Raw genomic sequence first — 22586 nt, 5'->3', positions numbered from 1 at the left:
CGGCCCAGTCCGGCAGCCAGTTTCCGGCGGTGTCCGGGCGCACTGTCCAAGTCAGGTCAGTGGGCTCCCACAGGAAGTCCTCGGGCGCGAGCCGCTCCAGGTGGTACGTGAACAGTGACCAGGTCATGTCGAACTGCCAGCGCAGCAGCTCACGGCGAGGATTGTTCATCGTTCGATCCTCGCATGCTGCCTTGGAGGGCAGCCATCACGTCGCCTGGTGTGGTGCATCAGGGTGTCACGGTGTAGCGAGCAGCAGGCCCCGCGTGAAATGAATTTTCGCGAGCGTCGCGGGCGAATGCGAGTAGGTCGGGCAGGCCGTGCCAGAGGAAGGGCCGTACGGGTTAAGTGCGTTGTGAAGCTGACCTGGGCCCGTACGTCCTGTACCCATCCTGCCCTGTCCGGGGTCTCCCGCGCATATTTCGGGCGTTGCTCGAAGAACTCGCCCCACCCTGGGCGGCGGCCCGCGCGTCGGCCCTGCACGTGATGAGGGGCGGCCCCCGCAAGCGGGCCGAGGGTGCCGGACGCAAGCCGCGCCTGGTGTTCACCGACCGGCTCGCGGCCACCCTGGTCCACCTGCGGCTCGGGCTGCCACACGCCGCCCTGGCCGAGCTGTACGGGGTGGACCGCTCCACCGTCTCCGCCGCGATCCGCGAGGTCAGACCCTTGCTCGCCGCGCGGGGCTTCGCCATCCCCGACCGCCCCGGTCTGCGCATCCGCACCCTGGACGACCTGTTCGCCTACGCAGATGCCGAAGGCGTCGACATCCGGCTCGACGGCACGGAAGTACAGGTCCGACGCCCGCGCGCGGGTCGCTCCGGACGCAGGGCCTTCGTCTCGGGCAAGAAGAGGCAGAACACGATCAAGACCACCACATTCAGCGACCACCAGGGCCGCACCCTGTTCTCCGGCGTCGTCCGCCCGGGCCGCATGCACGACCAGACCGTTGTGCGTACCGAGGGCATCGCCGAACAGTTCCGCCTCCACCCCGATGTGCACCGACTCCGGCTACCAGGGTCTGGCCAAGGAGTTCCCGTCCCAGGTCAGCTCCCCGCCGAAGAAGCCGGCCCAGGACGCTCCCGACGGCGACAAGCGTGCCTGGCGCGAGGCGCGCAGGCGGCAGTCATCGGCCCGCATCGTGGTCGAGCACACCAACGCCGAGTACAAACAGTGGCATCCGCTTCAGCGCTACACCGGACATCGCGAGAACTACGAGCAGACCCACCTCGCTATCGCCAGCCTGGTCTCCGACCGCGCGGCCCGACGCACGACCCGTCGCCTCACGAGCACCGAACTCGTGCCCGTTCGCGCCACGGCCTGCTGAATCACCCACCAGCCGAACCGCCAGACCAACACGACCCGACCTCAATTTTCCCCGAGGTCGTAAGTGGAACACATGCCGATGAGCATGCCGTCCCTGGTGACGGCGTAGTCGAACGCGTCACCGCTGTCCCATTTCGCGTCGGACTTCGCGAGGAAGTCGCGGGTCTTCTCCTCGCTGTGACTGGCGACCCACGGCATCCACGGGCGCAGGTGGTCCAGAGACTCCTCGATCAACCTGAACATCGGCTCGAAGTCGCTCTGTCCCCGCCAGCGCCGCAGGGCGAAGTCTCCACACTCGATGATCTGCCTCGGCCGTTCCATGACGGTCATGAATGTCCCGCGGCACGGATCACTGCAACGGGATATGGGTGGGTGGTGGGCCGTCTACCTGGAAAGACGGCGGTAGCAGATCAGAGCAGCGGCGATACCGGCGAAGGCCAGGAAGTGCTCGGCCTTGCGTTCGTGGCGACGGTGCAGGCGGCGGCACCCGGCCAGCCACGCCACGGTCCGCTCTACGGTCCAACGGTGGCGGCCCAGCTTCTGGGAGGACTCGATGCCCCGGCGGGCGATGCGCGGCACGATGTGCCGGGCGCGCAGCCATTTCCGCAGGTGGTCGTAGTCGTATCCCTTGTCGGCGTGAAGTTTGGCGGGCCGTCGTCGACGTGGCCCGCGCCGGGAGCGGATCGGCGGAATGCCCCGCACCAGGGGTTCCAGGCCCTGGCTGTCATGGGTGTTCGCGGCGGAGATGCCAATGGAGAGGGGCAGACCGGTCCGCTCGGTGATCTAGTGGATCTTCGAGCCCTACTTGCCGCGATCTACGGGATTCGGACCCGTCAGATCCCCCCTTTCGCCGCCCGCATGTTCAGCTGGACGCAGCAGTCCTTGGTCACGGACGCGACCTGCCGCCGCGCACGGGGAACGCGACCGTGCCGAGGCACTGCCCTCTTGGATCTCCGACAGGGCGAGCACGGCATTGCCCAGCTGGGTCACCGTCGCCATGTGGCCAGCCTGGCAAGCGGCGGCCGGATAACGGGCCGCGTTCCACACCCGCGCACGGGTGGGAGCCGGCCGGTGTCCGCCGCCCGGTCCTGCTCTTCTACACTCAATCCAAGCACGTCGATGGAGGGGCCGTGGTCACAGCGCTCGTCGTCGGAATGGGCAACTTTGAGGCGGATCAGCCGAGTTCCGATGGGCTGCCGACAGCCACAGCACTGCGCCCACTTTCGTTCGTACCGAACGCCGCTGCCACTGTCGCGAGCGCGCTCGCTGGCCACCCCGATGTGAACCTGTACGGCGGCGGCCCTCGGATCGACCTGTCGTACGACGCGCTGGAAGACGCGTGGCGCGATGCCTTCATGGCGGCCGCGCGGACTGACTCGGGGCTGATCGTTCACTTCATCGGCCATGGCGTCAAAGGGGTGGCCGAAGAGCTATACCTCCCCGCCAGAGACACCAAGCCGTACGAGCTGGCGTTCACGTCCGTGGCTATGGACCGCTGGATGAAGCAAGTAGAGAACACCCAGAGCGGGCCACCGGTGCTCTTCCTGCTCGACGTGTGCGGCGCAGGCCGGGCTGCGATGCAGCAGTGGCTGCACCGTCTCTCCGTGGACCGGCGCCGCGCCTGGGTCATCGCGGCTTGCAGCGACGGCGAGAAAGCGTACGGGGCGCGTTTCTCACGCGCCACCGGCACCGTCCTGGCCCGTCTCAAGGCGGGATGGCTCGACCTGTCGCCCGCCTTGCCTCATGTGCCGGTGGAGACCTTCGCTCGGGAGATCGACCGCGAGCTCGCGCGCCTGCTGCAGTCCGAGGACCGGGCCCCGCAGCGGGTTCTTCGCACGGCCCACCCGGAAGCCGACGGGCCGGTGCCGCCGTTCCTGGCGAACCCGGCCTTCCGCGCTACGGCTGCCGGACGCTACCGGCAGCACGTGGAGAACGGGCTGTGGCAGTTCGCCTCAGCCGTCGACCCGGGGCTCGATGTCGTCCACTTCGTCTCCCGGGCCTCGGGCACCCCGCACCAGCAGAACGTCACCCGCCGCTGCTTCTTCACCGGCCGCGGCTCCCAGCTCGGCCAAATCAAGGATTGGTTGGACGACGAGACGGCTCCCGCGCTCGCCGTGGTGACCGGCAGTCCCGGCTCTGGTAAATCGGCGCTGCTCGGCGTGGTGGCCTGTCTGGCCCACGAGCAGCTGCGCGAGGTGTCCGGGCCGATCCGCTCCGTGGTGCCCAGTGCGCTGCGCATCGAGGGCCGGCCCCGGTTCGCCGCCGTGCACGCCCGGCAGCGTGATCCAGCGGCCGTACTCGGCTCCATCGCACGCCAGTTAGGGTTCGGCGACCCGCCGCAGCGTGGCTGGACCACCAGCGTGCTGCTGGAACGCGTGCGGCAGCCGTACCCCGCCCCGCAGCCTGCGGTCGTGGTCGTCGATGCCCTCGACGAGGCCTTTCTCGAAAGGAGCTGCTGCGCAACGTTCTGCTACCTCTGGCTCGCACGCCCCGCGACGCGTGGGGCGCTCCGGTGTGCAAGGTCGTCGTCGGCGTACGACCCTGGTGGGACCGGTTCCCTGAACTCCAACCCCACACAGGGCCGTTGCTTTCCATCAACCTCGACGACGCTCCGGCCGAAGAGCGAGAACGAGAGCTCGGCGACTATCTGTCGGACCTCCTGGAGGAAGTCTCGGCGTACAGCAGCTCGGGCATGTCCGCGACGCGCACCGAGTTGGCCCGTGCGGTCGCCCGGCAGCTCGTCACGGCGCAGCACACGGGCGGATTCCTACTCGCCTCGCTCTTCGCGCACTACCTCGCCGAGCACGGTCGGCCGCTGACCCCGGTGGAGGCGGTGCGGCATGTCCCCGACGACCTGCCCGGCATGCTCGACCTGCACCTCGGTGTACTCGCCCGCGAACGGCCCGCCATCCGCCCGGTACTCTCCGCCGTCGCTAACGGCCTCGGCGAGGGCATGCCGTTGGAGATCGTCCACGCGGTGGCCACGGCCCTCACCGCACCCCCGGGGACCCCTCCGGGCCTCGACGACACCCGCGAAGTCATCGAGGCGGCCTCGTTCTACGTGCGCACCGCTACCGACACTGACGGACGCCGCCTGTACCGGTTCTTCCACCAGAGCCTGACCGACCACCTGGCGCGCGCCGACGACGCGGACCGCCGCCGGCTCTACGCGGCGGTGCGCGATTCAGTGCCGGGCCGCGATGCATCCGGCGAACCGGCATGGGACCTCGCCCTGCCCTACGTGCTACGGCATGCCGCTCAACATGCTGTCGCGGCCGGGGAGTTCGACCCCCTTCTCCGATCACCCGGCTTCCTGGTCCACGGTGACCCGACCGCGCTCCGGGCCCAGCTGGGCAACGCGCGGTCGCTCCGGGCCCGGCAGGTCGCCCACCTCGTCGCCTCAGCACTCGAGCCCCAGGACGATCCGTGGCGGCGCTGGGTGTGGCTGCGCGCCAATGCCGTGGCCTGGCAGGAAAAGTGGCTGCTGCACGGACTCGACGCACTGCGCAGCCCGGACAGCAGGCCGCGCGACGTACTGACCCTGCAATGGGGCTCCCAGACGAGGGAGATAAGCGACGAGGACCTCCGGTACCCAGAGCAGGCGGTCTTCGCCGGGACGGAGGAAGGCCCGGTGGCCGTCGTCGCGTACGCGAGCGGCACAATCGAAATCAAGGATGCCGGAACCGGAGGAACCCTGACCACGCTCCACTCGTCCAACGGCGATGTCACCGCGCTTGCAGCGAGCACGGTGGACGACACCGTGCTGGTCGTGGTCGGCACAAATTCCGGACGGCTCTCGCTGTGGGCCATGGACGGCAACGGAACCCGATGGAGCGTCGAGTTGCCGGACGAGGTGGCCGGCGCCGCGATCGGCACGCTGCGTGGCGTCTGGGTGGTGGCCGCCTGCACCCCACGGGACGTAACGGTGTACTCCGTCGAGGGCGACCACCTGTGGTCGGCCGACGTCCATGACACCTGGCTGGCACAGCATGTGGCGAACGCGGCCGATGCCCCCTTCAACGACATCGCCCCGCAGGACGACCCGTCGGCCGCAGTGACGGCGCTGGAGTGCACGGACATCACCCTCGCCGAGTTCGACGGGACACCCGCCGTGATCGTGGGGACGTCGTCCGGCACCGTCGAACTCTGGGACATCGACGGCGGCGGTCACCGCAGCCGTGCCGTGCACACCTCCCGCATCCACAGCGTCACACCGAGCCGCGGCGGCACCACACGCCATGTCGCCGTCTGCGCGGACGACGGCGTACGGACCCTGAACTTGGACGACGGCCGCATCGTTGAACTGCCCGACTCCGGCGGCATGGCACAACCGGTGGCCCTGATCAACGTCAACGGAGAGGAGCACACCGCCGTCGCACGCCTCGGGCGCGTCGAGATCCGCACACCGCGGGGGGCTGTCCCGCACGCTCCCGCCAGTCCGGACGGGGCGAGCCTGCGGGCCCTGGCCGCGGACGGCCCCCGCCTCTACGGCGTCGCTGAGACTCGGCACCATCGCGCGGACATCCTCTCTTGGATCGCCCCCGACCGAGGGCTGTCCACCTGGGAGGGTCACGACGCGGAAGTAGTGTCCATCGCCCTCGTCGACCACGCGGGCCGTCAGCTGGCGCTGAGCCTGAGTAACGACGGGATGCTGCACACCTGGGACACCGAGGACGGGTTGTGCGTGTACTCCGGGCGCCACCCCCAGGCCACCTCCGCGACGGTCGGTGTACTCGACGATGAACCAGTGGCCGTCCTCACGGAAGCGATGGCCGGGACCGCCCGCCTGATCGGCCTGACGGACGGCCGGACGCGCCGAACCTGGCGCTGTCCGTCCGAATTCACAGACCCGCGATGGATCCGCTTCGAAGGCACGGACACCCTGTGCGGTATGAGTTCCGGCGGCGTCGCCCTGGCCCCGCTCACCGCGCCCGAGAAGGTCCGCCAGGTCCCGGGCGGGCGCTCCCACGCGTACGCAGCCGGCGACATCGGGAACTTCAGCCTGGTCGCCTATGGGTCGTGGGACGGCACATTCGCCGTCCTTGACGGTCCCAATACACGGTGGTTCGGGACCGTGAACGAGGACGAGAAGGACCTGCCGGAACTGGACGCCCTGGCCCTTGGGGCGCACGAGGGGCGCCCTGTCGTGGTTGCGGCGTATTCCGACGGGCGCATCACCGGATACGGCGTCCTCGACGAGTGCGAGGTGTTCACGCTGGACACCGGGGACGATGAGGGCATTCTCGCGCTGCACACGGTCGCGTGGGGCTCGTCGATGCGCGTGGTAGCCGTTTCGTACGATGGGGTTATCCGGGCCTGGTCGCCGTTCGACGGGCCGAATGCCCTAGGTGAGGTCGAAGTCGGTGGACAATACGGGGAGTTGGCGGTGTCCGGCTCCGGGGTGCTCGCCACGGACGGGGCCCGCATCACGTATTTCAGCTGGGCCACCGAACAGTCGACGGAAGGATGACGCAGTGACGCGACACGACGTGGTCATCGTCCACGGAGTAGGGAACTGGCGGCCCGAAGCACCCCCCGCCGAGGCCGCCGCCGCGCTCGCCGACGAGTGGTCGACCGGCCTCGCCGCGGGGTACGCAAACGCCGGGCTCGGCCATGTGCCGCCACCACGCCTGCACGCCGCCTACTACGCCGACCTGCTCAACGACGCCGACGCCCAGGCCGCACAGGAGGACGACGTCGACGCTCTCGGACCGGGTGAACGCGAGCTTCTACTCGCGTGGCTACAGGCGGCGGGACTGCCGCCGGAGCCGGACGACGGCCAGGCCCTGGGCACGATGCCGATCCGCCAGGCCCTCGACTGGTTCGCCCGCAGGCGCGGCATGCCGAGCAGGGCGCTGGCGCGGATCGCCGTCGCCCTAATGCCTGAGGTGTACACCTATCTGACCTCGCCGAAGCGGCGCGGCGCGGCCCGTGACGTGATCGCCGACGCGGTGCGCGCCACGGACGCCCGGGTCGTCGTCGCCCACTCGCTCGGTTCGATCGTCGCCTATGAGGCCCTACATGCCCACGCGCTGCCCAGCGTCGAGCTGCTCGTGACGCTCGGCTCGCCGCTTGGCCTGCCCGATGGCGTCTTCGAGGCCCTGGACCCCGCGCCGACCGGCGGCCGGGGCAGCCGGCCGCCGAGCCTGGCGCGTTGGGCGAACATCGCCGACCCGGGTGATCTGGTAGCCGTCCCACGCCGACTCGGCGACCGCTTCCCTGTGGACAGTCACCACGAGGAGCACATCGCCGCACTCGACTTCCACACCATGCGCAGCTATCTGAGCTGTGGCCTGACGGCGACGGCCCTGGTGCCATATCTGTCCTGAAGGCAGCTGGTAGCCACCCGCCACGCTCAGCCAGAGCGGTGGTATTGGTTCGGGGCATACACGTCGGCGCCGAGTCCGCGTGCAGGGCTAACGGACGGGTCGCGCAGCAGTTCGGGGTCGACCAGGACCGTGTCCGCCTCACCGTCCATCTCCCTCGATGGCCTGCCAGTTACCCGTCGAGACCGGGACCTCACTGCCACGCTGGTCATGCACGCCAGCGGCGGCCGGTGCGGCTGATCGGTCCGCGGGCCTCGAGGCGGTCGAGCTGGTAGGCGACGGAGCTGGTGCTGGACAGGCCGACCCCCTCACCGATCTGCCGGACTGAAGGACTCCCCCACGTCGTCAGCGAGATCCGGTAGACCCGCGCGGAGGACGTCGCGATGCCCGCACCAGTGAGGTAACGCTCGACCGCCGCGGTGTACGACGTCGGCGGAGCGGACAACGGCACCACTCGGGCGCGCGGCAGCGCAGGTGTGCTCCGCGCCAGCGCCCTGGGTGCCGAACGCAGCCACACGCACCCGGGAGACCCGGGGCGGATGATGATCACTCAGAGAGTGCGTACAGGGGCGTTCTGGGCGGCGAAGCCGATGTTGGTGACGTACTCGTTACTGGCCCCACTGGGGTCCGAGGTCGACGATAACGTCTTCCCAGGAGTCGTCGAGGGCCTGGCGGTCGCCGACCGACCAGGCTTCGACGATGCGGTCCCAGCGGCGGATGTTCACCGCGCGGTACTCCACCATGCGTTGCAGCGGGCGGGGTACCTGAGACTGGTTCAGCGGGTGGATCTCCACCCGGGTCCCGCCGCCGGCGTTCAGGCGCCGGAGGAGGTGCCGGGCGACGTTCTGGCGGCGGACCTGGCGGTAGGCGGCCTCGATGCGGTCCAGGTTCGCGCTCGACGGCCGGCGCTTCTCGTCCAGCCATGCCCGCAGCGTCCGGTCGGTCACCGTGAGTCCGGCCGTCCCTGGCGGCCCGGCGGCTGTGGTCGGTCCGGGTCAGGTAATGCAGCCGCGCCATCAGCCGCTACGGCCACGCGGATCTGCCCACGATCCGGCAGATACTCCTCGACGTCCACGCCGACGCCTACGCCTACGCCACCGAGATGGACGACCCCTTCCACCAGACGGAGAAGTTCGCCTGGTTCGTCGACCACTGGGGCGCCAGGCCCTCCTTCGACTGCGTCATCGCCTTCGACACCGGCCAGCCCGCGGGCTTCGCTTACGGCGCCACCGCCGCCCTCGGCCGCGAAACCTGGCGCGGGCACCTCTCCCCCGCCCCCACCCCGGGCACCACCTTCGCTCTGTCCGAGCTGATGGTCCGCCCGAAGTGGCGTGGCACCGGCCTCGCCCAGCAACTCCACGACACCCTCCTGCCCCTCGGCCGGAGCAGCTGGCCACCCTCCTCGTCGACACCACACACCCACGCGTCCAGGCCCTCTACGAAACCTGGGGCTACCACACGATCGGCGAACGCCAGCCCTTCCCCGACTCCCCGCTCTACGCCGTCATGCTCCGCGGCCTCCCCGACGCGTAAACCGTCGCCGCCCATGTTCCCGGACTCGGCCAGCCACTGCGGCCGCGAAGCCCCATCCACTCGGTGCGCGGTGTGGAAGCCGGTGAGGTAGCGATCCGCGTCTTGCGGAACCTCTACCGAATCATGACCGGGGCGGCTAGCCTCCTTGCCTCCGTACGCCGAAGGACCACAAGAGAGGACAGCATGTCCATTCGTTCTCGGGTAGCAGCCGTCGCCACGTCTGTGGGGCTGGCCAGCGCAGGAATGCTCGGCCTCGCGTCTCCGGCCTCGGCCGGGGCCACGGCGCTCATCTGCCCGAGCTATCCGCAGCTCATCGAAGGCAGTGGCGGCCACAAGGGAGCGAGGATCTCCTGCACTGGCGGGTCGTCGTTCTTCCTTGCCATCAGGTGCGAGACGCTGGATGCCGCGAAGTACAGGTACTGGCACTACGGGAACTGGGCTGCCTCCGGTGGCACTTCAACGACCTGGTGCGACCTCAACGCGAAGGTCATCGCAACTGAGCCACGCACGTCATGAGCCTCCTCTGAAGGCTCCGGAGGTCGCGTGAAACTGAGTGGGGCCGGGCACCGTGTGGTGTCGGGCCCCACTCTTACGGCCGATCAGTACCGGGCGATCAGCCAGGCGATGACCAGGCCGGTCGCGAAGTCGCCGAGCCGGTACGCCACGCCGCACATGAAGCTTGTGTGGACATTCTGCCCACGGCTGACCAGCCGTTTCCGCAGGTGGCGGGCGACTGGACCACGGCTCTGTCCACGCTGAAGCTGTGCTCAGGGGGTGGTTTCGCGTTACTCTGCATCCGGAGTCCTTCCGTCTTGCTGATGCTTGGACGCCGCGCAAGGAGCCCCCTCGACCCATGGCCCAGGAAACCGCGTCGAGGAAGCGGGGCTCCTTTTGCGGTGAGGAGAAGTGTAGTTGGACGGTGCGTCAGATCAGGGGCCCTGCAAGGTGACTTGACAGCACCAGGGGGAAATTCAGGACATTCTAGTACAGGGCTGGCCGGATTCTCTGGTACTGGGGATTGCCAGGTCTTCCGAGAACTTTCCGGGACTCGCCGAAGCCCAAAGACGAGGAAAGCGCGGCAGGTGAGGCGGAAGCTGAGCGTGAGGTGCTGGCAGGTGAGCGGGGGCCGAGTGCGCCCGCGCGGGAGCTGCTGAAGTTCAGCACGCCCCGGGACCCCGCATTGCTCGCGCAGTTCGTGAAGCTGCGGGTGATCGAGCCGGAGAACACGTTCTGGCGGCGCGGTATCCAGGCGTGCGTGCGGTATCTGAAGGAGACCGGGGCCGGGCAGTTGCGGGTGCCGTATGACTACGTCACTCCGGATGACTGGGTTCCGGCAGGGTTCCCGCTGGGCACCTGGCTCGCCGACCAGCGGAAATCCCACAAAGCGGGGCGTCTGGACACGGGGCGGGTGGAACAGCTCGGCGGGCTGGGCATGGTGTGGTCGCACCAGGACGTCGCGTTCGAGGAAGGCCTCGCAGCCGCCCGCGCCTGGGCGGCCGCGCACGGACACCTGTTGCCGCCCGCGACCGCGGTATGGGACGGATACCCCGTCGGGACCTGGGCCAAGAACCAGCGCTTCGCCGCCCGGGCAGCGGATCAGAACGCGGAACGCCGTGAGGCCGGCCTGGCTGTCGAGAGCAGTGCGGGCGCTTTGACCGAGGCGCGGCGGGCGGCGTTGGAAGAGATCGATCCGGGGTGGTGCCCGGTATGGGATACGGGGTGGCAGCGGTGCTTCCGGCTCGTCCAGAACCTCCTCCAGGACGGCGGGGTCCTGCCGGTGGCGGCCGGCAAAGTGATCGTGCAGGGCGAAGACCTCGGACGATGGGTGACGGCACAGCGACACGGGTGGGAACAGCTCCTGCCCGCACAGCAATGGCTCCTGGAGAACGTCCTCGGAATCGAACCAGCCCAGGAGGCCGAGCGGCCAATGAAACGGACGCAGGACGACATGTGGGCCCTCGACCTCGCCGCCGGACGGCAGTACCACGCGCGTGAGCGACACCTGCGAGTGCCCCGCAAGCACATCGAGCTGGACACGGAAGCGGGCTTGGCGGGCCGTCAGGCAGGCGCTGACGGGGTCGTGGAGGTCAAGCTCGGCACATGGCTCGACAACGTACGCAAACGGGCTGGCAAGCTCACCGAGCAGCGCCGGGCGGAGCTGAATGCCCTCGGCATCCGCTGGTAGGACGCAGGCGGTAGTGAACGTACGAGCTCATTTTCCGTGAAAGGGGTGCTGAGTTCCAGCTGACTCCGGACTGTGCAGGACATGAGTGCCCGGCCCAAAATGCGTTGCCGAGGGAACAAATCTGCTGTCAAGATCGCTTGGTGAACATGCCGCAGCACCAGAACGCCCCTTCCGTACGTTCCATCACCGACGCCGATGTCCCCACCGCGGTCGACACTCTTGCCCGGGCCTTCGCCGACTATCCCTTCACCCGGCACGTGATCGCCGCGGACGGTCACGAGGACCGGATCCGGCGTTACCAGGAGCTGTGCCTGACCCGCATCGGAATGGTGTACGGCCGGGTGTGGGTCGCCGACGGGGGCCGTGCTGTGGCCGTCTGGGCCGTACCCGGCCAGAACCCTTCGCCCGCATTCGCCGAGCTCGGCCCGATACTCGGCGAACTCAGCGGTGATCGGGTGGCTGCCTCTGCTTCTGCTGAGCAGGCCGTCGCGCCCTACCGGGCGCAGGAGCCGGGATGGTTCCTGGAGACAGTGGGAACCGCCCCCGAGGCCCAGGGGCAGGGCCTTGGCAGCGCAGTGCTGCTTCCCGGCCTCGAAGAGGCCGAACACGCCGGATGCCCGGCGTTCCTGGAAACTTCCAGCGAACGGAACGTGGCTTTCTACGAGCGACTCGGATTCAAGGTCACAGCCGACGTACAGCTCCCTGACAACGGCCCCCGCACCTGGTGCATGCGCAAGGACCCGCGCTGAGAGTCTGTGGTTTTGTTCACGGTTCGCGTCAGCGATTGTTCACCGCTGCGGGAGGCTCCCGCACGGCGGTGATGTCGATGTTCACGGCTTGAGCAGCAACCCACGCGCCTGGCACCCGGCAACGGTGCCGCCGCTACGGACCGACTGCCATCGTAGCCAGCGCTTTTGCCCTGCCCTTTCGGAATCGGCAGACGGCCGATCTCGCCTACGGCTCCTGAGCTGCTGCTCAAAGCCGTGAATATTTGACACGAGCCAGCCACCGCAGCGCCTCCCGAACTGCTGCCAAGCGCTGCTTACTGTCGGTTCTGGTCCACTTCTTGTGGTCGCGTACGCAGCGTGAGTGCCGATCTTCGTGTGATGGCGGTTGGGGTCGCCCGAAAAACGCCCGGCCGGAAGGCGGTGTGATTGACAGTGCTGCGCTGTGAACGAAGTACAGCCGCAGCTGGATGAGCTGTTCAAACAGACTCTCGGCTGGGCCTGCCCAAAGATCCGCGCCCAGGAAGCGGCCGACCGGTGGACCTGGCTCGTCCTCTCCGCCTACACCCAACTCCGTCTCGCCCGCCCGTTGGCAGCCGATCTCCGAAGGCCATGGGAGAAACCGAGCGTGAGGCCGGCGCGGGAGCACGCGCCAGGGTGCGCTCGGCGCCGACCGTGTGTCATCTGAGGAAGTGGGGCGGTTTGCGCGCCCGAGCCCTGTTCAGGGCTGGTTGCGGAGTGTCTTCTTGTCGATCTTGCCAAGGGCGGTGAGGGGCAGCGAATCGGCGAGATGGAGCAGTTTCGGGGTCCAGAGTGCGCCCTTGTGGGCGCGGACGTGGTCCGTCAGATCGGCTGGGGTGGCCTGCTGTCCCGGGCGTAGGACCACGGTGGCGGTGACGGCTTCGCCCCAGTGCGGGTCGGGGGTGCCGTAGACGGCGCTGGCGGCGACGGCCGGGTGTGTGGCGAGGGCGTCCTCGACCTCGCGCGGGTAGACGTTGAATCCGCCGGTGATGATGGTGTCTTTGATCCGGTCGATGATTGTGATCAGGCGGGTGTCGTCCTCGCGAGCGACATCGCCGGTGTGTAGCCAGCCTCCGTCGAGCGCGATTGCGGTCTGTTCGGGCTTGTTCCAGTAGCCGTCCATCACGAGCGGTCCTCGGACACACAGTTCGCCGGGCTCGCCTGCCGGTACGTGCCGGCCGTGCGGGTCGAGCAGGGCGATCTCCACGCCGGGCATCGGCCGGCCGCAGCTGCCCAGGACGTTCGGGTCGTCACGGTGCTGGGCCGGGTCCAGGACGGTCAGCGCGTTGGGGGCCTCGGCCTGACCGTAGTGCTGGCTGAGTACGGGGCCGAGGAGCCGGTGTGCCTGGGCGAGCCGGGCGGGGGCGGCGGGGGCGGCACCGTAGAGGACCCAGTTCAGCCCCGACAGGTCGGCTGCGGGGAGGCGGGGGTGGTCGAGCAGGGTGTACAGCATCGTGGGGACGACGAACGTGGCGCTCACGCCGTCGTGTTCGATCGCGTCGATGACGCGGTCCGGGTCGAAGGAGGGGTGGAGCTCGAAGCCGGCGCCGTGGAGCAGGCCGGGGGCGACGAGGAGCCCGGCGGCGTGCGACATGGGGGTGGTGATCAGGAAGCGGGTGTCCGGGGGCCAGGCCCAGGTGGAGCAGGCCCAGGCGTTGGCGAGCAGTGAGCGGTCGCGCAACATCACGCCCTTGGGTTCGCCGGTCGTGCCGCCGGTGTAGAAGAGGTAGAGCGCGGGGCCGCGCGGGTCGTTCGGGCCGGGGTGTGTGTCGGCGGCGATGCGGTCGAGTTCGGCGAGGGTGATCGCCTTGGTGCCGTCGGGGCGGGCGCGGGCGGCGAAGCGGGTGTCGTCCACGACCAGGTAGTCGGAGGCGCTGTCGCGCAGGACGGTCCGGTCGGTGTCTGCGGTGGCCAGCGGGTGCAGGGCGGTGTAGCGCAGTCCGGCCAGGCAGGCGGCGGCCATGACGGTGAACGCCTGCGGGTTCGGGCCGCCCAGCAGGGCGAGCCCGTTGCCGGGCATGAGGCCCAGCCGGCCGAACGCGGCCGCAGTGCGTTCGATCCGTTCCGCGGTCTCACCGTAGGTCCAGGTGTACTTTGTCCCGTCGTCGCCGGTGAAGCGGAAGGCGGTGCGCTCGGGCCGCCTGCGCAGCGCCGACAGGATCAGGTCCGCGTAGCCGGGTGTCATCGGGTCCTCCCCAGGATGGTCACGGCGGCCACCGCCTCCTCGATTCCGTAGAGGCCGCCGCCGTTCTCGGCGATGGCGATGCGCGCGTCGGGGACCTGGCGCTCGCCCGCCCGGCCGCGCAGCTGCGTGACCAGCTCGAAGACCTGCGCCAGTCCGGTGGCGGAAACCGGGTGGCCGCGCGATTCGAGTCCTCCGGACGGGTTCACCGGAACGGGGCCACCGAGCGCGCCGGCGCCCGAGGCCGACCACGGGCCGCCGTCGCCGATCGGGCAGAATCCCAGGTTCTCCACCTGCTGGATCTCGCCGAAGGCAGTGGCGTCATGGACCTCCGCCACGTCGACGTCCTGCGGGCCGATGCCGGCCTTCTCGTAGGCGGCGAGCGCGGCCCGGCGGCCGATGTGCCGCCCGGCGTCGTCCGGCGCCCGGTCGGTGCCCGACAACAGGACACTGCTCAGTACCGCCACGGCCGACTCGTCGCGGGTGAAGTCGGCACGCGTCACGACGACGGCGGCGGCCCCGTCGCTGACCGGTGAGCACATCGGCACCGTCAGTGGCCACGCAACCCGCCGCGCCGTCAGGATCTCCTGCGCGGTGAATGCTCGACGGAAGTGGGCCCGGGGGTTGTGGACGGAGTGGGCGTGGTTCTTCGCCGAGACCGCGGCCAGGTGGGCTTCGGTGCTACCGAAGCGCTGCATGTGGGCGCGGGCCAGGGAGGCATAGATCTCCATGAACACCGACCGGTCGCCGTCCACGGTCAATTCGGGCGGCAAGGGGTCGGTCAGGGCGGTGAGCGCGGCCAGGGTCTCCTCGCGGTGGGCGATGTCCATGGCCCCGTCGAACACCGCCAGCCCCTGGGCGGGATCAGCGCAGACGAGTTTGTCCACGCCGACAGCCAGGGCGACGTCCGACAGACCCGCCCGTACGTGGGCAATCGCCAGCCACAGGGCTGTGGCGCCGCCGGCGCAGGCGTTCTCCACATTCACCACGGGTACCCCGGCGAACCCGTGCGGGCGCAGGGCGACTTGGCCGGGGATCATGTGCTGGCCGTCGATCGCCTTCTGGCTGACCGTGGCGTGGAAGACTGCGCCGACGTCGGCCGGGGTGAGTCCGGCGTCGCGCAGTGCCTCGTGTGTGGCCTGACCGGTGAGGTCGCCGGCACCGCGGTCGAGGTGGCGGCCGAAGGGGGTGGCGCCGACGCCGAGGATGAGTGCTTCGCGGTTCATGACACCACCCGGTTGCGCAGCACGCCCATGCCTGAGACTTCGAGTTCCACGATGTCGCCGGGTTCCAGGTAACGGCCGTGCTCCAGCCCGCAGCCGGTGGGCACGGTGCCCGAGCACAGGACCTCTCCGGCGTGCAGCCGGGTCGACCGGGAGGCGAAGGCGATCATGTCGGCGAAGGTGTGGTGCATGTCGGCGGACGTGCCCCGGCTGACCTCCTCGCCGTTGATGCGGGCGGTCATCGTGAGCCGGTACGGGTCGCCGAGCTCATCGGCGGTGACGATCCACGGGCCCAGGACGTTCGAGTCGGTGAAGTCTTTGCTCTTGCTCAGGCCCAGCCCGGTGGCGATCTCCTCCAGCTGGGTGTCGCGGGCGCTGAAGTCGTTGAAGATCGTATAGCCGAAGATGTACGACGGAGCGTCCGCTGCGGAGATGTCCGTGCCGTCGCGGCCCAGCACGCAGGCGAATTCCAGCTCGTAGTCCCGCACGGAGGAGTACGCGGGCCAGTGGATGTCGCTGTCGTGGCCGGTCACGGAGAGCCGGTTGGTCACGTAGTACAGCGGGCGTTCAAGCATGATGGCGGGCAGTTCGACCTGGTGGGCCGGGATGCCCTGGATCCGGGAGCGGGCGTTGCGGAAGTGGTCCATGAAGCTGCCGAAGTCCCGGATCTGTACGGGCCTGGGCAGCGGGGAGAGCCAGCGCACCTCGGATGCGGCGACGACCGCTTCGGGCGGGGCCTGTGCGGCAAGCCGCTCCAGGGTCTGCCGCACGGGTTCGCCGCCGTCGATGATCGTCTGCATGGTGGTCAGGGCGGGGGCGTGCTCGCCGCTCACCAGGCGGTGGGCGCGGTCGAGCAGCAGCAGGCGCTCGCCCTGATCGAGTACGAGCGCGGTCCGCTCGATGTGGTCGTGCTCCACGGTTGCGAGCTTCATGGTCGGTTTCTCTCCTCAGCAGGGTGCAGGGGTCGATCTGCGGGGATCGGGGGTCAGACGAAGGCCACTACCCGGGCGGGGGCGGCGCTCGCGCGGGCGATCTTGATCGGGAAGAACGCCACCCGGAACCCCGACGGGGGCAGTGCGGCGAGGTTCGTCAGCTGCTGGACGATGAAGACCTCCCGCTCGCGGCCGGCCCGGTGGCCGTCCCACAGCACGGAGTTGTCGCCGCTGGCGCGGAACTTGCGCGCCATCACGGAAAAGCTCAGGTCCCAGCCCGCGGCGTCGGTGCCCAGGACCTTGGCCCCGAGGTCGGCCAGGAGCAGCGTCGACTCGCGGCTCATGCCCGGGTAGCGGAAGAACTCTGGGTCGGACAGCCCGTAGCGCTCCTGGCCGGTGCGCAGCAGGACCGCTCCGCCGGCCGGGACCGGGGCGCCGTTGTCGGCTAGGGCGGACTCCAGCGCCTCGACTGTGATCGGGGCGTCCGGTTCGCATCGGTCGCGCAGGTCCAGTACGAGCGCCTCGCACCACAGCTCGTCCAGGGCGATGTCGGTGATGGTGCGGGCGGGCCTGCCCTCGCAGGTCGAGCCGTAGTGCAGCGGGGCGTCGACGTGGGTGCCGAGGTGGGAGTTGAAGTCGGTGAGCAGTTCCGCGCCCCAGCCCTCGCCGTCGGGCAGGTCCTCGACGCTGCAGTGCATGGCGGCGGCGAACTGCACTCGGCCCTCGCCGGTCGGGTGCGCGTAGGCCACGGCCGGCGCGATCACCGGGGCGAGCGGGCGCAGCGGTTCGGGGAGCCGCTCGCGGTCGGCGGGGTCCAGCGTCCTGGTGAGGTCGATCAGTTCCATGACGAAACCTTCCTTAGTTATTGGACGCTCAGCATAGAACTGGACGGGTATCATAGGCAAGAGCTCGCCGGCCCCGGCGCCGCCCGGCCGGCGTGACAGAATCGGCCGTGTCAGGCCGCCGCAACGTTGGGAAGGACACCGCGTGGGTGCGACCCGCAAGCAGGAGATCTCCGCCGAGACCCAGCGCCGGCTGGTGGCGGCCGCGTGGGAACTCGCCGCCGAGGGCGGGTCCGCCGCGGCATCCGTCCAGGCCGTGGCGGCGCGCTCCGGCATCAGCCGGGGCTCCGTGGCCTGGCACTTCGGCTCGAAGGACGGGCTGCTGAAGGCGGTGATCGAGGAAGCGTTCCGATGGGGCACGGACTTCATGCGCGAACGCCTGGCCGCCGCCGGGCCGGACGCCGGAATCGAGGCCCTGATCGAGGCGAACTTCGCCCTGATGTCCCGGTCCGAGGCGCACATCTTCTCGACACTCCTGATCGAGGCGGTGAGCCGCGAGTCGGCCCTGCGCACGACGTACGCCGAGGAGTACGCCAAGATCCGCGGCCTGTACGCCGACCACCTGCGCGCGACCGGTGCGCACGTCACCGACCCGGAGGCCGTCGCGGCGGCGCTGCTCGGCAGCACCCTGGGAATCAACATCCAGCACCGCCTGGACCCGTCCCTGGACCGCCGGCGGGCCGTGACCGCGATGACCGGCATCTACACCGACGCGCTCTCCGGAACCAGACCTGACGCCCCGTCCAGCACCTGACCCACACCAGTTCGCCCGGGACGCGCCGGGCGAGATCGGAAACCAGGCCCGCGCGGCGAGCGCCCAAGGCTCCAGGCGCACCGCGCGGCTGTATGGGCGTCTCGCTCCCGGTACCCGGACGGCCGGGACCCCGGCTGCCGCCCTGTCAGCCCGGCCCGGCTTCGGCCGGCCCCAGCGGCAACGCCGCCATAGTGCACACCCCTGGCCGGCCAGGACCTTGCCCGCGGAGCATGGCCGGTGACCACCTGCCAGGACTGGCAGCACTTCGCCACCACGCCCTCCCCGCTGCCCCCTGCCCGGACCCGGAGCGCAGCGACGAGGTTCGCGGATCCGACACCGGCCTGATGGGAACCCGTCCGCCCACTTGGTGTTTCCGACGCAGAACGAGTGGGTTCGGCCCGGCTGGCCGCATGGGCCCGGTGCTGGCACTCGAAGGTCCGGACGAATCTTGAGCGGAAGCCCGGTACCTCTCCCCGAAGATGGGGCTGCGCCGTAGCGGGCAGGGACCGCTACCAGCGAGGACACCCTCGGCGGCTCGCCTACTGGGGAATTCGACGGGTTCAGCTCCTACCCCGGCGAACAGATCGGGTGCGGGGACGGGGAGTGCGGGTGACTCTGACAGATGGTTGGCTGGTGTTGCCAGACCTTCCGGGGCTGGGTTCGCTGGCCTGTTCGGGGGTATTGGCGGGGGCTGAGGTGGTGGCCTATCCGTCGGGGCGTCCGTGGCTGGTGGGCCGTTGGTCCCCAGGGGAACTCACCGTGGCCTGCGCCGGGTCGAACCGGGTGGCGGTGGTCGGATTCTGCCCGGTCACCGCCGCCCCGCTGGGTGAGCTGACGGCTGCGGTGCGCCGGGTGCAGGATCTGGATGCGGTGGTGCGCGGGCTGCCGGGCAGTGTGCACGTGGTGGCTTCGGTGGACGGTGTGTTGCGGGTGCAGGGCAGCGCGACCGGCCTGCGGCGGGTCTTCCATACTCGCGTGGACGGGTGACGGTCGCCGGGGATCGTGCCGACGTGCTGGCCCGGCTGAGCAGTGCGGGTATCGACGAACAGATGCTGGCGACACGGGTCGCGTGTGGGTCGTTGCCGGTGCCGTTGGGCGAGCAGGCGATGTGGCGTGGCGTACTGGCGTTGCCTCCTGACCACTACCTGCACGTGGACGGCCGGGGTCGTACGGAGACGGTGCGCTGGTGGACGCCACCGGTTGCCGAGGAATCGCCGGCCAGGCCGGCGGCCCCTCCCGGAGGCCGTGGGCGACGTCGTTGTCCAGGGCGAGGACCTCGGACGCTGGGTCACGGCGCAGCGGTTCGGGTGGGAGCAGCTCCTGCCCGTACAGCAATGGATCCTGGAGAACACTCTCAAGCTCACACCGGCCGAGGGCAACGAGCGGCCGGTGAAGCAGATGCAGGATGCGAAGTGGGCGGCCAGTTCCACGCCCGTGAAGGACACCTGCGGGTGCCCCGGAAGCACGTCGAACAGCTGGACACGGAAGACGGCCCGACAGGCCGTCAGGGCGGCGTTGATGGGGGTGTCGTGGTCAAGCTCGGCATGTGGCTCGACAACGTCCGTAAACGCGCCGCCAAGCTCCCCGAACCTACCTCGATCAGCTCGGGATGCGCTGGTAGACGGACACAGAACGCGGGAAGGACCCTAGAAGCCACCCCATGGGGATCCGGGCCCTTCTGGCGTCTGTTCACCGCGTCGCGGTGAACACCGGGGCGCCGACGCGCGCGGCCCCGCCGTCGCGCGAGAGGGAGTGGCTGGCCGCAGCGCGGGGGGTGCGGGAGATTGCTGCGGCGTCCTCGGATCGCCGGTCGTACGTCATCGCCCAACTCGCAAGGGAATAGGATTATTTGGCCGTGGTGCGCCTTTTTATTTCATATTCTCCGGATATACGTCCATGCATTGCGATCGAGATCGATGGTGTGCTCTCCCGTACGACGGGCCGCTGCCCGCCGGACACAGCCTGCACGATGTCACGATGTGACGTCGGCTGCCTGGCAGGAGTGGGCCGCGATGGTCACCCGCGCCCGCGCGGTCGGCCGGGCCGTCGTGGATCTTCCGGCGGACCTGGTCCTGGTCTCCTCGCACACCCCTGCCGAGCTGGAGCCGCTGCTCCCCGCCCTGGGATGGGAGACGCTGCCGCCGATGGTGCCGCTGCGGCACACCTCGACCATCCACTACATGCGGGTAGAAGACCCGGCCGGTCCCCCGACGCGGCGGCCGGCCTGCACTGGCGGGCCGAGGAGATCGCCTCCTGGGCGCACACCCACAACTGCCCGGTGGCATGGGCGCGCACCCAGGACCATCACCGGGAGGAGATCCGCCGGACCACCGCCTACCTCTCGACGGTCGGCCCGGTCCTCGCGCACGCCGTCGACCCGGCCGCCGGGATCACCGCCGCCGACCTCCAGGCGCTGCGGGAGTGGGCACGGGAGATGGAGGCGCTGCCGGAGCCGGTACCGGTCGTGCCCCGCCGGTGCCGGGACTGCGGGGACCGGGGCACCACCGTGCTCAACGGCCGCCGGGTCGACCGGATCCACAGCGCATGCGGCTCCTGCTGCGAGTGCTACTGCCCAGGGCCGACCGACAACGCGTTCCAGCCGTGCGGCGACCTGACGCAGCAGGAGTGCCCCGGCTACCGCTGCTGCCGAGTGTGCACGGGATGCCACTGCCGCGAGTAAGAGCAGGTCGGCCCGGAGACGCGCGGTCTCTTCGGTATCGGCCTACTGCTCCGCGGTGCGCTGCTCGGCCTGGGCTTGCTGCGTGCTCCTCGGCCCGGCGGTTCAGATCCGCACTCAAGTCCGCGGCGGCCTCGTACCAGGCCCCGGCCCGCGCGCGGCCCCGCCGACGCGCGCGAGAAACTGGCCGGCCGCCGATCCCCGAGGCGCTCCCGCCCGCCCCGCCCCCGCCCTCTCCATTTCGGTAGTCGGGCGGCAGGGGGTGCACAGAGGGGATGTCAGCACCCCGACCACGCCTCTACAGGCATGGTGACCTGCACAAACGCCCGGCGTCCCGGTGAGAGAGCGCAACAGATGCCGCAGGAGAACCCGCGAGGCATGACGCAAGAGGTGCCGCAGGAGATTCCGGCTCCGGGACATCGGCGGGCCCAGGGCCACTGCGGTAAACCTTGCACTCCTTCAGCTGGCACGCCGACCTCATGTCTGGCGAATCGGCACAGCTGGACACACTCTGTAGCCAAGCGCTACAACCAGCTACTGCAACAGGAGGAGCGGCATGGCGAATCAAAACGAGAAAATCGCTGCTGATCGAGTTCTTTCCGTGGAGGAAGGGATCGAAATCAAGCAACGCATTGCTGCAGAAAGGTCTCTCAAGACCTGGCGCTGGATGGGCAACTACGGAGACCCTACCCAGGCGGCCGCTGTGGCGAATTCAGCCCCACCGTGCTTGGCCGGGGAAGTGATGTTCACTTTCAACGGCAACTTGGTACCGGCCTGGATGTTCTACTGACCTCAACCCGCCTGATCCGTTGCTTGGAAATGCCGGAGGGACCTCCGAATCCCAGGCCCTGCCCGGTACCGTCGGCACGGCAATCGGGCAGGTAAACCGGCTTCCTCGTCAGGACGCTGCGAAAGCGGCAGCAGGCCGCGCGCGCCGGGTGCCCATGGCTAAAGCGCCGCGCCCCGCCCGTCCGGCGCCCAGGGCCAGACGGGCGGCCTGCGCTCACTGCTGTCGCGTCTGCTGGGCGATGCCCTCCGCGGCGGCAGCGCTGTACCGCTGCATGTACTCGGCTCGTCCGTAGGTTGGGGGGATCGCCCGTTTCAGTGTCCGCAGCCGGACATGGGGGTGTCGAGGTATTTCCAGGTCTGGGGTCCGACCTGGCCGTCGGGTTTGAGGCCGCTGCAGCGCTGGACTGCACGTACGGCGGTGTCGGTGCTTTCTCCGAAGTTGCCGTCGACGGTGAGTGTGTAGTCGTAGTTGGAGTTCAGCAGGCACTGGATCTGTTTTACCTTCGAGCCGACCATGCCCTTGGCCATGACTTGCTTGCGGTCCCAGTTGTAGCGGCAGTTGGCACGGCCGGCGGCGCCGGGCGGGGCGGCCGGACTGGCAGAAGCAGAGACTGCGGAGGATGCCTCGCCCTTGGCTGAACTGCTGGGGCGCGGTGACTTCGTGTTCGTGTCCTCCTCGCCCGTGGGGTCCTGACCCTTGTCCTTCTTCTCATCGCCCGTCGGGGCCTTGGTCGGTGCGGTGCTGCTCTTCGAGGGCAGGGGAGTTTCGTCGACCACTGGCTGGTCGTCGCCAGGGCGGTTGTCACCGCCGGTCCCGGGCTGGGAGACGGCAGAGTCCTTCGTCTCGTGGACCGAGTACCAGCGCCCGACCAGCAGCAGCGCAGCGAGGGCGGCGGCGATCAGCGCGAGGATTTTGACCCGGCTCCGGGAGGCAGCTGCCAGCTTCGCTGGTTCGAGCGGGCCGGGCGTGGACGGTTTCCGGGGGGTGCCTCTATGTTCTTCGTCAAGGCGGTGCTGCCGCATTTGTGCTGTGTGTCTTGGTTATGCGGCGAGGGTGATGGTGGGGGTTCGGGACTC

The 22586-nt window shown here is 69.5% G+C and carries 16 protein-coding genes and 6 pseudogenes; 12 read left to right on the top strand and 10 right to left on the bottom strand.

The genetic code is table 11. The annotated features are described in order from the left end of the window. Window positions 1-169 (bottom strand): annotated as a pseudogene (locus ABZ622_RS39120) (DinB family protein); the annotation flags it as partial. Between the two features lie 314 nt (window positions 170-483). Between ABZ622_RS39120 and ABZ622_RS39115 the strand changes: the two are divergent. Together ABZ622_RS39115 and ABZ622_RS39110 are read left to right on the top strand one after the other, a co-directional pair. Further along, window positions 484-918 (top strand): annotated as a pseudogene (locus ABZ622_RS39115) (transposase family protein); the annotation flags it as partial. 70 nt (window positions 919-988) lie between these two features. Next, window positions 989-1321 carry a transposase gene (locus ABZ622_RS39110; RefSeq protein WP_360551687.1) on the top strand — a complete coding sequence of 111 codons (333 nt, stop codon included), beginning with the start codon at window positions 989-991 and terminating at the stop codon, window positions 1319-1321. 41 nt (window positions 1322-1362) lie between these two features. Here the strand turns inward: ABZ622_RS39110 and ABZ622_RS39105 are convergent, their stop codons facing one another. Together ABZ622_RS39105 and ABZ622_RS39100 are read right to left on the bottom strand one after the other, a co-directional pair. Then, window positions 1363-1650: a hypothetical protein gene (locus ABZ622_RS39105; RefSeq protein ID WP_360551685.1), complete on the bottom strand. Its 288-nt coding sequence runs from the start codon at window positions 1648-1650 to the stop codon at window positions 1363-1365. A 54-nt stretch (window positions 1651-1704) separates the two neighbouring features. Beyond that, window positions 1705-2163 (bottom strand): annotated as a pseudogene (locus tag ABZ622_RS39100) (IS5 family transposase); the annotation flags it as partial. A 1741-nt stretch (window positions 2164-3904) separates the two neighbouring features. Here ABZ622_RS39100 and ABZ622_RS39095 point away from each other — a divergent pair. Both ABZ622_RS39095 and ABZ622_RS39090 read left to right on the top strand, forming a co-directional pair. Continuing rightward, entirely contained in the window at window positions 3905-6790 is a 2886-nt protein-coding gene (locus tag ABZ622_RS39095; protein ID WP_360551683.1) for a hypothetical protein, read from the top strand. Between the two features lie 4 nt (window positions 6791-6794). Beyond that, entirely contained in the window at window positions 6795-7649 is an 855-nt protein-coding gene (locus tag ABZ622_RS39090; protein WP_360551681.1) for a serine peptidase, read from the top strand. A gap of 205 nt (window positions 7650-7854) precedes the next feature. On the opposite strand, the gene ABZ622_RS39085 is transcribed toward ABZ622_RS39090, so the two are convergent. After that, window positions 7855-8097 carry a hypothetical protein gene (locus tag ABZ622_RS39085; protein ID WP_360551691.1) on the bottom strand — a complete coding sequence of 81 codons (243 nt, stop codon included), beginning with the start codon at window positions 8095-8097 and terminating at the stop codon, window positions 7855-7857. 99 nt (window positions 8098-8196) lie between these two features. Beyond that, window positions 8197-8666 (bottom strand): annotated as a pseudogene (locus ABZ622_RS39080) (transcriptional regulator); the annotation flags it as partial. Here ABZ622_RS39080 and ABZ622_RS39075 point away from each other — a divergent pair. The 4 genes and pseudogenes from ABZ622_RS39075 to ABZ622_RS39060 all read left to right on the top strand — a co-directional run. After that, window positions 8662-9179 (top strand): annotated as a pseudogene (locus tag ABZ622_RS39075) (GNAT family N-acetyltransferase). The pseudogenes ABZ622_RS39080 and ABZ622_RS39075 sit on opposite strands and share 5 nt — an antisense overlap. Before the next feature lie 1105 nt (window positions 9180-10284). Then, window positions 10285-11364, top strand: coding sequence for a helicase associated domain-containing protein (locus ABZ622_RS39070; RefSeq protein WP_360551679.1), 1080 nt, complete (start codon window positions 10285-10287; stop codon window positions 11362-11364). A 146-nt stretch (window positions 11365-11510) separates the two neighbouring features. Continuing rightward, complete coding sequence (locus tag ABZ622_RS39065; RefSeq protein WP_360551689.1) at window positions 11511-12113, top strand: GNAT family N-acetyltransferase; 603 nt, start codon at window positions 11511-11513, stop codon at window positions 12111-12113. 451 nt (window positions 12114-12564) lie between these two features. Further along, a pseudogene (locus tag ABZ622_RS39060) lies at window positions 12565-12717 on the top strand (transposase); the annotation flags it as partial. A gap of 93 nt (window positions 12718-12810) precedes the next feature. Here ABZ622_RS39060 and ABZ622_RS39055 read toward each other — a convergent pair. Genes ABZ622_RS39055 through ABZ622_RS39040 form a run of 4 tightly spaced genes read right to left on the bottom strand, consistent with a single transcriptional unit; the run spans window position 12811 to window position 17292 of the window. Beyond that, window positions 12811-14295, bottom strand: coding sequence for an AMP-binding protein (locus ABZ622_RS39055; protein ID WP_360551677.1), 1485 nt, complete (start codon window positions 14293-14295; stop codon window positions 12811-12813). Beyond that, window positions 14292-15518: a thiolase family protein gene (locus tag ABZ622_RS39050; RefSeq protein WP_360551675.1), complete on the bottom strand. Its 1227-nt coding sequence runs from the start codon at window positions 15516-15518 to the stop codon at window positions 14292-14294. Before ABZ622_RS39050 ends, ABZ622_RS39055 begins: the two co-directional genes overlap by 4 nt. Beyond that, complete coding sequence (locus tag ABZ622_RS39045; protein WP_360551673.1) at window positions 15515-16447, bottom strand: fumarylacetoacetate hydrolase family protein; 933 nt, start codon at window positions 16445-16447, stop codon at window positions 15515-15517. The genes ABZ622_RS39050 and ABZ622_RS39045 overlap by 4 nt, the downstream gene beginning before the upstream one ends. 53 nt (window positions 16448-16500) lie before the next feature. Next, window positions 16501-17292, bottom strand: a complete 792-nt coding sequence (locus ABZ622_RS39040; protein ID WP_360551671.1) for a cyclase family protein — start codon at window positions 17290-17292, stop codon at window positions 16501-16503. 142 nt (window positions 17293-17434) lie between these two features. Between ABZ622_RS39040 and ABZ622_RS39035 the strand changes: the two genes are divergently transcribed. The 4 genes from ABZ622_RS39035 (at window position 17435) to ABZ622_RS39020 (ending at window position 21510) form a co-directional block, all read left to right on the top strand. Next, window positions 17435-18043: a TetR/AcrR family transcriptional regulator gene (locus ABZ622_RS39035; RefSeq protein WP_360551669.1), complete on the top strand. Its 609-nt coding sequence runs from the start codon at window positions 17435-17437 to the stop codon at window positions 18041-18043. 609 nt (window positions 18044-18652) lie between these two features. After that, the gene (locus ABZ622_RS39030; RefSeq protein ID WP_360551667.1) at window positions 18653-19030 is read left to right on the top strand and encodes a hypothetical protein; all 378 of its coding nucleotides are present in this window, start codon (window positions 18653-18655) and stop codon (window positions 19028-19030) included. 1138 nt (window positions 19031-20168) lie between these two features. Continuing rightward, window positions 20169-20723 carry a hypothetical protein gene (locus ABZ622_RS39025; RefSeq protein ID WP_360551665.1) on the top strand — a complete coding sequence of 185 codons (555 nt, stop codon included), beginning with the start codon at window positions 20169-20171 and terminating at the stop codon, window positions 20721-20723. A gap of 553 nt (window positions 20724-21276) precedes the next feature. Next, complete coding sequence (locus ABZ622_RS39020) at window positions 21277-21510, top strand: hypothetical protein (protein WP_360551663.1); 234 nt, start codon at window positions 21277-21279, stop codon at window positions 21508-21510. Between the two features lie 311 nt (window positions 21511-21821). Here the strand turns inward: ABZ622_RS39020 and ABZ622_RS39015 are convergent, their stop codons facing one another. Next, window positions 21822-22532, bottom strand: a complete 711-nt coding sequence (locus tag ABZ622_RS39015; RefSeq protein WP_360551661.1) for a peptidoglycan-binding domain-containing protein — start codon at window positions 22530-22532, stop codon at window positions 21822-21824. Between the last annotated feature and the right edge of the window lie 54 nt (window positions 22533-22586).

It is taken from the genome of Streptomyces sp. NPDC007164, assembly GCF_040634135.1.
GTDB lineage: Bacteria > Actinomycetota > Actinomycetes > Streptomycetales > Streptomycetaceae > Streptomyces > Streptomyces sanglieri.
Note: the sequence above shows the minus strand (reverse complement) of the source record. Positions and strands in the feature narration are given on the sequence as shown.

Excerpts from the sequence above, each read along its gene's own strand:
- ABZ622_RS39025 (WP_360551665.1), top strand. The coding sequence starts at position 20,169 with ATGGGAGACGCTGCCGCCGATGGTGCCGCTGCGGCACACCTCGACCAT.
- ABZ622_RS39050 (WP_360551675.1), bottom strand. The coding sequence starts at position 15,518 with ATGAACCGCGAAGCACTCATCCTCGGCGTCGGCGCCACCCCCTTCGGC.
- ABZ622_RS39105 (WP_360551685.1), bottom strand. The coding sequence starts at position 1,650 with ATGACCGTCATGGAACGGCCGAGGCAGATCATCGAGTGTGGAGACTTC.
- ABZ622_RS39045 (WP_360551673.1), bottom strand. The coding sequence starts at position 16,447 with ATGAAGCTCGCAACCGTGGAGCACGACCACATCGAGCGGACCGCGCTC.
- ABZ622_RS39040 (WP_360551671.1), bottom strand. The coding sequence starts at position 17,292 with ATGGAACTGATCGACCTCACCAGGACGCTGGACCCCGCCGACCGCGAG.
- ABZ622_RS39055 (WP_360551677.1), bottom strand. The coding sequence starts at position 14,295 with ATGACACCCGGCTACGCGGACCTGATCCTGTCGGCGCTGCGCAGGCGG.
- ABZ622_RS39020 (WP_360551663.1), top strand. The coding sequence starts at position 21,277 with ATGGCGAATCAAAACGAGAAAATCGCTGCTGATCGAGTTCTTTCCGTG.
- ABZ622_RS39015 (WP_360551661.1), bottom strand. The coding sequence starts at position 22,532 with ATGCGGCAGCACCGCCTTGACGAAGAACATAGAGGCACCCCCCGGAAA.
- ABZ622_RS39065 (WP_360551689.1), top strand. The coding sequence starts at position 11,511 with ATGCCGCAGCACCAGAACGCCCCTTCCGTACGTTCCATCACCGACGCC.
- ABZ622_RS39110 (WP_360551687.1), top strand. The coding sequence starts at position 989 with ATGTGCACCGACTCCGGCTACCAGGGTCTGGCCAAGGAGTTCCCGTCC.